A 7,053-nucleotide genomic window follows, 5' to 3' on the forward strand; every position below is an offset into this window, starting at 1 on the left:
TATTAATTTTGCTCGTATTGTCCGTTAACAACAGTCGCTTGAACATTGAAGTCACGATCAAAAATAGTGAGGTTTGCAACCATGCCTTTTTTAACTCGGCCTAGCTTGTTTTCTACACCAATTGAAGTCGCAGGGTAAAGAGTTGCCATGCGAAGTGCTTCGTCCAAAGCGATACCAGCGTGCTCAACAGTGTTCTGTACAGCTTCGATCATAGTCAGCGCTGAGCCGCCAAGTGTGCCATTTTCATCAACACACTTACCATCACGGTAATATACTTTCTTACCGACAAAAATAAAGTATTCCATGTCAGCGCCTGCAGGAGCTGTGGCATCGGTCACTAATACAAGCTTTTCTCCCTTGATTTTGTGAGCGATTCTAATGTTTGCATAATCAACGTGGAAGCCATCAGCAATGATGCCAGCGTACACTTCTGGAGTATCGTAAATAGCACCAACGACGCCCGGTTCACGACCTACCATTGGTGTCATAGCGTTAAATAGGTGAGTTGCAAATGTAATACCTGATTCGAACCCTTTGCGTGCTTCTGCATACGTCGCGTTAGTGTGACCAATTGATACAACAACACCAGCTGCGTGTAAGCGCTCGATATGTGCAGGATCATTCAGTTCAGGCGCTAAYGTTACTTTAGCAACCAGATCGCTGTTATCACAGATAAGGTTAATCATATCTTCGTCAGACTTACGAATGTGATCAACGCTGTGAATTCCCTTTTTTGCAACGTTTAGGTAAGGACCTTCAAGGTGTAAACCTAACGATTGGTTTTGGTACTTATTGTGATATTCACGAGCTGCCGTAATGACTGCACGCATATCTTCATCTGAAGAAGTGATTAATGTTGGTAGGAAGCTAGTACAGCCAGATTTTAAGTTAGCTTCGTGCATGATCTGCATTGTGTCTGCTGTAATTTCATCATTCAGCATTACACCACCACAACCATTTAGCTGTAGATCGATAAAACCAGGGCTAAGGTTAGCACCATCTAAGTCGCGAACTTCCAAGCCTTCTGGCAATTCAGCAACCGGACAAACTTTTTTGATTAGTTCATTTTCAATAATAACAGCGTGGTCTGTTAAAACGTCACTACCAGTGTAGATTTTACAGTTACTTAGCGCGTACATAGTCAGCTAATCCTTATATCGTGAGATCTTTAAATTCGTTTTACTGCACAAATGGGAAACTTAGTTTGTGATCATCATTTATGAAGCGTTTTATCTATTTAGCAAGCAGCTCGTCAATGCGAGTTTTTAATTAAAGGTTTGTTTTTGTTTGATTATTTTGTTTTTTAGTCATGAGGGGGAAGGGTGTTTTCGCTTGGCGTTGCAGCCTACGTTTCCATTCCACTAAGTATCAAACTGGAATAAATATTATCCACAAACTCTCATTTTTTTGAATTGTAAAATAAGTTTTATGATCTCGCTAGCAAAAACCTTGGGATTTGGCAAAAACTGGTGATTAGGATCACAAATGGTAAGGTTTTAATTTGCGGAGCAAAATTAATAGAATAAACTGAATAGGACTAAATTGAGCGACTAAAATAAGTCTCTCGACCAAATTTAAAAAAATCCTATAGGGGGAATTTACGGTGAATATTCTTGGATATGCACAGAAGCTAGGTAAAGCATTGATGCTACCTATCGCAACGCTTCCGATTGCGGCGCTTCTACTACGTTTGGGTCAAGGCGACCTTCTTGATATTCCATTTATGGCTCAGGCTGGTGGCGCTATTTTCGGCAACCTTCCATTGCTATTTGGTCTAGGTATTGCGATTGGTCTTTCTAAAGACGGTAACGGTGCAGCAGGTCTTGCTGGTGCAGTTGCTTACTTCGTACTAACAGCTACAGCAACGACAATTAACGCTGACGTTAACATGTCTTTCTTCGGCGGTATCTTCGCAGGTATCATCGCAGGTCACTCTTACAACGCTTTCCATGCTACTCGTCTTCCTGAGTGGTTAGCATTCTTTGCTGGTAAACGTTTAGTACCTATTATGGCTGGTCTATTTGCTCTCGTAGCAGGTGCGATATCTGGTGTGGTTTGGCCTGGTGTTCAATCTGGTCTTGATGCACTAGCTCACGCAGTATCAACGTCTGGCGCAATTGGTCAATTTGTTTACGGTACTCTTAACCGTGCACTAATCCCTGTAGGTCTACACCACGTTCTGAACTCATACTTCTGGTTCGGTATGGGTACTTGTCAAGAGATCATCGTTGCAGGTCAAGGCGCGTTCGCTAACATCACTCAACTTTGTGTCGACCCTGCACTAGCTAAAACTCTAGTTGTTGGCCAAGAGCACACGTTCACATTCGCTAACTCAGTAACTCCAGAAATCACAACTGTTGTGAAAGAAGTAACTGAAACAGTTAAATCTGGCGACCTACACCGTTTCTTCGGTGGCGATAAAGGCGCTGGCGTATTCATGAACGGTTTCTTCCCTGTAATGATGTTTGGTCTTCCAGGTGCTGCACTTGCAATGTACCTAGCTGCTCCTGCTGAAAAACGCAGCCAAGTTGGTGGTGCACTATTCTCAGTAGCATTCTGTTCATTCCTAACAGGTATTACAGAGCCGCTAGAATTCATGTTCGTATTCCTAGCTCCTGCTCTATACGCAATGCACGCTGTATTTACTGGTCTGTCTCTAGTCGTTGCTAACATGTTTGGTACTCTGCACGGTTTCGGTTTCTCTGCTGGTCTTATCGACTTCGTACTGAACTGGGGTCTAGCTACTAAGCCATTCGTTCTACTACTAATCGGTCTTGGTTTCGGTGCTCTTTACTTCTTCACATTTACTTTCGCAATCCGCGCTTTCAACTTGAAATCGCCAGGTCGTGAAGATGATGACGAAGCAGTTGCTCCTGCTGGTGACGCTCCAAAAGGTGACCTTGCACGCCAATACCTAAAAGCTCTAGGTGGTCACGAGAACCTTACTGCAATTGATGCATGTATTACTCGTCTACGTCTAACTCTTAAAGACCGTTCTGTTGCTGACGAAACAGTTCTTAAGAAACTAGGTGCTAAAGGTGTTGTTAAGCTAGGCGAAAACAACCTTCAAGTTATCCTTGGTCCTCTAGCAGAAATCGTAGCTGGCGAAATGAAAGCTATCGGTGCTGGTGAAGACCTATCAGATGTTAAACTTCCTTAGTCACTCAACTGACAAGTAAGTAAAAATTCAAAGCCTCCCTTTTGGGAGGCTTTTTTGTTTCTATTAAGGCTAATCTTCCATTAATCACGTATTAATTGATAATTTGATACTAGTTCTTATTGTGTAAACGGACAGAATTGTGGATCATTAGCAACAATGATCTTTCTCCGAATAGCTCATATTAAAAGGTGCAAGCCTAGCTACGGACTGAAAGACAACTTTCTCTGACAATACTAAATACATAGAGGTGCTATAGATGAGTGAAGCTGAGGCTCGTCCATCGAATTTTATTCGCCAAATCATTGATAAAGATTTAGCGGATGGTAAACACACTAGCGTGCATACTCGTTTCCCGCCGGAGCCAAATGGTTACCTGCATATTGGGCACGCTAAATCTATCTGCTTAAACTTTGGTATTGCTCAGGACTATCAGGGACAGTGTAATCTTCGTTTCGATGATACAAACCCTGAAAAAGAAGACGTTGAATACGTTGAGTCAATTAAGAATGATGTAAGTTGGTTAGGCTTTGAATGGTCTGGTGATATTTGTTACTCATCAAACTACTTCGATACGCTTTACGCTTATGCTGTGGAATTAATTAATAAAGGCTTAGCGTATGTTGACGAGCTAAGTCCTGAGCAGATCCGTGAATACCGTGGCACGTTAAAAGAGCCAGGTAAAGCTAGCCCATATCGCGATCGTAGCCCTGAAGAAAACCTAGCGTTATTTGAAAAGATGCGTGACGGTGGCTTCGAAGAAGGTAAAGCATGTCTACGTGCTAAGATCGACATGAGTTCATCATTCATGGTTATGCGCGATCCAGTTATCTACCGTGTTCGTTTTGCTCACCACCATCAGACGGGTGACAAGTGGTGCATTTATCCAATGTACGACTTTACGCACTGTATTTCTGATGCGCTAGAAGGTATTACTCACTCAATCTGTACGCTTGAATTCCAAGACAATCGTCGTTTGTATGACTGGGTTTTAGACAATATTACGATTGACTGCCAACCTCGTCAGTACGAGTTTAGCCGCCTGAACCTTGAATACACAGTTATGTCTAAACGTAAGCTAAACCAACTGGTTGTTGAAAACCTAGTTCAAGGTTGGGATGACCCACGTATGCCTACTATCTCTGGCTTACGTCGCCGTGGTTTTACTTCTGCGTCTATTCGTGAATTCTGTAAGCGTATCGGTGTGACTAAACAAGAGAACATGATTGAGTTCGGTTCACTTGAGTCTTGCATCCGCGATGACCTTAATGAAAATGCACCTCGTGCAATGGCTGTTCTAGACCCTGTTAAAGTTGTTATTGAAAACTACGATGCAGACGCTGTAGAAACGCTGACAGTAGCAAACCACCCAAACAAGCCAGAAATGGGGACTCGTGAAGTTCCATTTACTCGTGAAGTGTGGATTGAGCGTGATGACTTCCGTGAAGAAGCGAACAAGAAATACAAGCGCTTAGTGCTAGGTAAAGAAGTTCGTCTACGTGGCGCGTACGTGATTAAAGCTGAACGTATTGAGAAAGRCGCTGAAGACAATATCACGACTATCTTCTGTTCTTACGACAATGAGACACTAGGTAAGAACCCAGCTGATGGTCGTAAAGTGAAAGGTGTAATTCACTGGGTATCTGCTGATAAGGCACTGCCTGCTGAGATTCGTTTGTACGATCGTCTATTCACTGTTGCAAATCCAGCTGCTGCAGACGACTTCACAGCAACGATTAACTCTGACTCGCTTGTAATGCTTAACGGTTTTGTTGAACCAAGCCTAGCGAAAGGCGCTGCTGAACAAGCGTTCCAGTTTGAACGTACAGGTTACTTCTGTGTGGACTCGAAAGATTCTAAAGCAGATGCACTAGTATTCAACCGTACGGTTGGTTTACGTGATACTTGGGGTAAAGTAGAAGGTTAATCCTTATACTTAATGCCAAAATAAAAAAGCCAGCTGAATAGCTGGTTTTTTTTCATTTGAAATATGAGCTTGAACGAAGGTCGGCTTCGGGGGAGGGGGGAAACAGTTTCTCACCGCGAATTTTCACAAACTATATAGGTCTATCTTTGCGGATTAAGAAAGTCGATACTTCGGAGACTTAAGCATAAGCGTATAAAAAAACCGGCCAAAGCCGGTTCTTAAATTACTTGATTTTATGTGCGTCTGGGTTGCCTTTACAGTCACCGTGCAAACTTTTTCCATAGAGGTATAAACTATGGTTAGTTAGGTTCACATTGTAACGTTGAGCGATTTCTGTTTGACGTTCTTCAATAATATCATCAGAAAACTCAATAACTGCGCCACAGTCTAAACACACAAGGTGATCGTGGTGGTGTTGAGTCGACAGTTCGAAAACTGATTTTCCACCTTCAAAATGGTGACGAGTAACAATACCTGCATCATCAAATTGGTTTAAGACACGGTAGACCGTCGCTAAGCCGATTTCTTCACCTAAGTCGATCAGCTTTTTATACAAATCTTCAGCACTAATATGTTGGCAATCTGGTTGTTGTAATACTTCTAGAATTTTTAGCCTTGGAAGGGTCACTTTTAGACCAGCATCTTTTAGCGCTTGATTATTGTCTGACATATACTTTCCTGTTGATGATCTGCAGCAATTAAYAGAATTCAATATTCCTATCATTATAGGTCACTAGAAGATAACAATAAACCACGAACTTCAAAGGGTTACTACTTAGTTTATGAAATAATGTTTTTGTAAATTTTTTGTAACTCGCATATATTAGATGTCAGACCAGTTATGGAAAGGGTTAGAGATTAACTAGCCTTAAAATTAGACACGGGATGTCATTAATGAATAAACAACTCGCAAAAATTTACAAACCCAATGTTGTTAAGTGTGCTTTGAACATTTGGCCCCCATTTTGGGGTTCGGGTATTAAAATCACGCGTATAAGTGATGATTTTCGAGAAGTGAATATGAGGTTGAAACTTAGGTGGTGGAATAAGAATGCCAATCGAACTCAATATGGTGGCAGCATATTTTCTTTGACCGACCCTGTTTACTCATTGATGCTCATGGGGATTCTAGGTGAGCAGTATTATGTCTGGGATAAAGAAGCCAGCATTAACTTCATTAAGCCTGGTCAATCAGACTTATTTGCAAACTTTGAAATTACTCAGAACCAGCTTGAGGATATTTATAGACAAACAGCACTAGGTGAAAAGTGCTTCCCTGAGTTCATTATTCATGTGAAAGATAAGCAAGGTAATGTGGTGTCTGAGGTTCAACGAAGGCTTTATGTACGGAAGAAGCCGCAATTTCGAGATGCTGAAGAATTGTTAGAGTCATAAAAAAACCTCCTAATAAGGAGGTTTTTCAGTAGAGCAGTATTAGAACTAGTCTTCTAGCTCTGCTAAGCACATTTCTTCATGGATTTGTTTAACCCAGTTCGAAACACGCTCGTCTGTAAGTTCTGGTTGACGGTCTTCATCGATACAAAGGCCAACAAATAGGCTGTCATCGCCTTCCACTAGACCTTTAGAAGCTTCGAACTCATAGCCTTCAGTAGAAGTGTGGCCTAAAATCGTGCCACCTTTTGCTTCAACGATATCACGAATGTTACCCATCGCATCACAGAAGTATTCAGCGTAGTCTTCTTGGTCACCACAACCGAAAATAGCAACAAGCTTAGTTGAAAAATCAATAGCTTCTAATTCAGGGAAAAAGTCATCCCAGTCACATTGCGCTTCGCCGTAGTACCAAGTAGGGATACCAAGCAATAAAAGATCGAAATTATCGATGTCTTCTTTACTGCTTTTTGCAATGTCTTGAACTTGAACGAGCTGTTTGCCCAACTGTTTTTGGATCATCTTAGCAACAGCTTCAGTGTTACCTGTATCGCTACCAAAGAAGAGACCTACACTT

Annotated in this window: 6 protein-coding genes; 3 read left to right on the forward strand and 3 right to left on the reverse strand. The window is 41.8% G+C overall.

Going from position 1 to position 7,053, the window contains the following annotated elements:
* Positions 1-2: 2 nt before the first annotated feature.
* On the reverse strand, positions 3-1,139 hold the full coding sequence (gene nagA / locus L4C33_RS07280; protein ID WP_428811775.1) for an N-acetylglucosamine-6-phosphate deacetylase: 1,137 nt from the start codon (positions 1,137-1,139) through the stop codon (positions 3-5).
* A gap of 506 nt (positions 1,140-1,645) precedes the next feature.
* Here nagA and nagE point away from each other — a divergent pair.
* Positions 1,646-3,160, forward strand: a complete 1,515-nt coding sequence (gene nagE, locus L4C33_RS07285; RefSeq protein WP_428811781.1) for an N-acetylglucosamine-specific PTS transporter subunit IIBC — start codon at positions 1,646-1,648, stop codon at positions 3,158-3,160.
* Positions 3,161-3,416: 256 nt separating this feature from the next.
* Positions 3,417-5,084 carry a glutamine--tRNA ligase gene (glnS, locus tag L4C33_RS07290; RefSeq protein ID WP_428811776.1) on the forward strand — a complete coding sequence of 556 codons (1,668 nt, stop codon included), beginning with the start codon at positions 3,417-3,419 and terminating at the stop codon, positions 5,082-5,084.
* 223 nt (positions 5,085-5,307) lie between these two features.
* Here the strand turns inward: glnS and fcrX are convergent, their stop codons facing one another.
* Positions 5,308-5,754 (reverse strand): ferric iron uptake transcriptional regulator FcrX, encoded by a 447-nt coding sequence (gene fcrX / locus L4C33_RS07295; RefSeq protein ID WP_428811777.1) that lies wholly within the window; start codon positions 5,752-5,754, stop codon positions 5,308-5,310.
* A 224-nt stretch (positions 5,755-5,978) separates the two neighbouring features.
* Between fcrX and L4C33_RS07300 the strand changes: the two genes are divergently transcribed.
* Entirely contained in the window at positions 5,979-6,479 is a 501-nt protein-coding gene (locus tag L4C33_RS07300; protein ID WP_428811778.1) for a DUF4442 domain-containing protein, read from the forward strand.
* A 45-nt stretch (positions 6,480-6,524) separates the two neighbouring features.
* Here L4C33_RS07300 and fldA read toward each other — a convergent pair.
* Positions 6,525-7,053 (reverse strand): flavodoxin FldA (fldA, locus tag L4C33_RS07305; RefSeq protein ID WP_428811779.1); only part of this gene is annotated, 529 nt, incomplete at its 5' end.

This window comes from Vibrio makurazakiensis (assembly GCF_050337375.1).
In the GTDB taxonomy this organism is placed as follows: Bacteria; Pseudomonadota; Gammaproteobacteria; order Enterobacterales; family Vibrionaceae; genus Vibrio; species Vibrio makurazakiensis.

Excerpts from the sequence above, each read along its gene's own strand:
- nagE (WP_428811781.1), top strand. The coding sequence starts at position 1,646 with ATGCTACCTATCGCAACGCTTCCGATTGCGGCGCTTCTACTACGTTTG.
- fcrX (WP_428811777.1), bottom strand. The coding sequence starts at position 5,754 with ATGTCAGACAATAATCAAGCGCTAAAAGATGCTGGTCTAAAAGTGACC.
- L4C33_RS07300 (WP_428811778.1), top strand. The coding sequence starts at position 5,979 with ATGAATAAACAACTCGCAAAAATTTACAAACCCAATGTTGTTAAGTGT.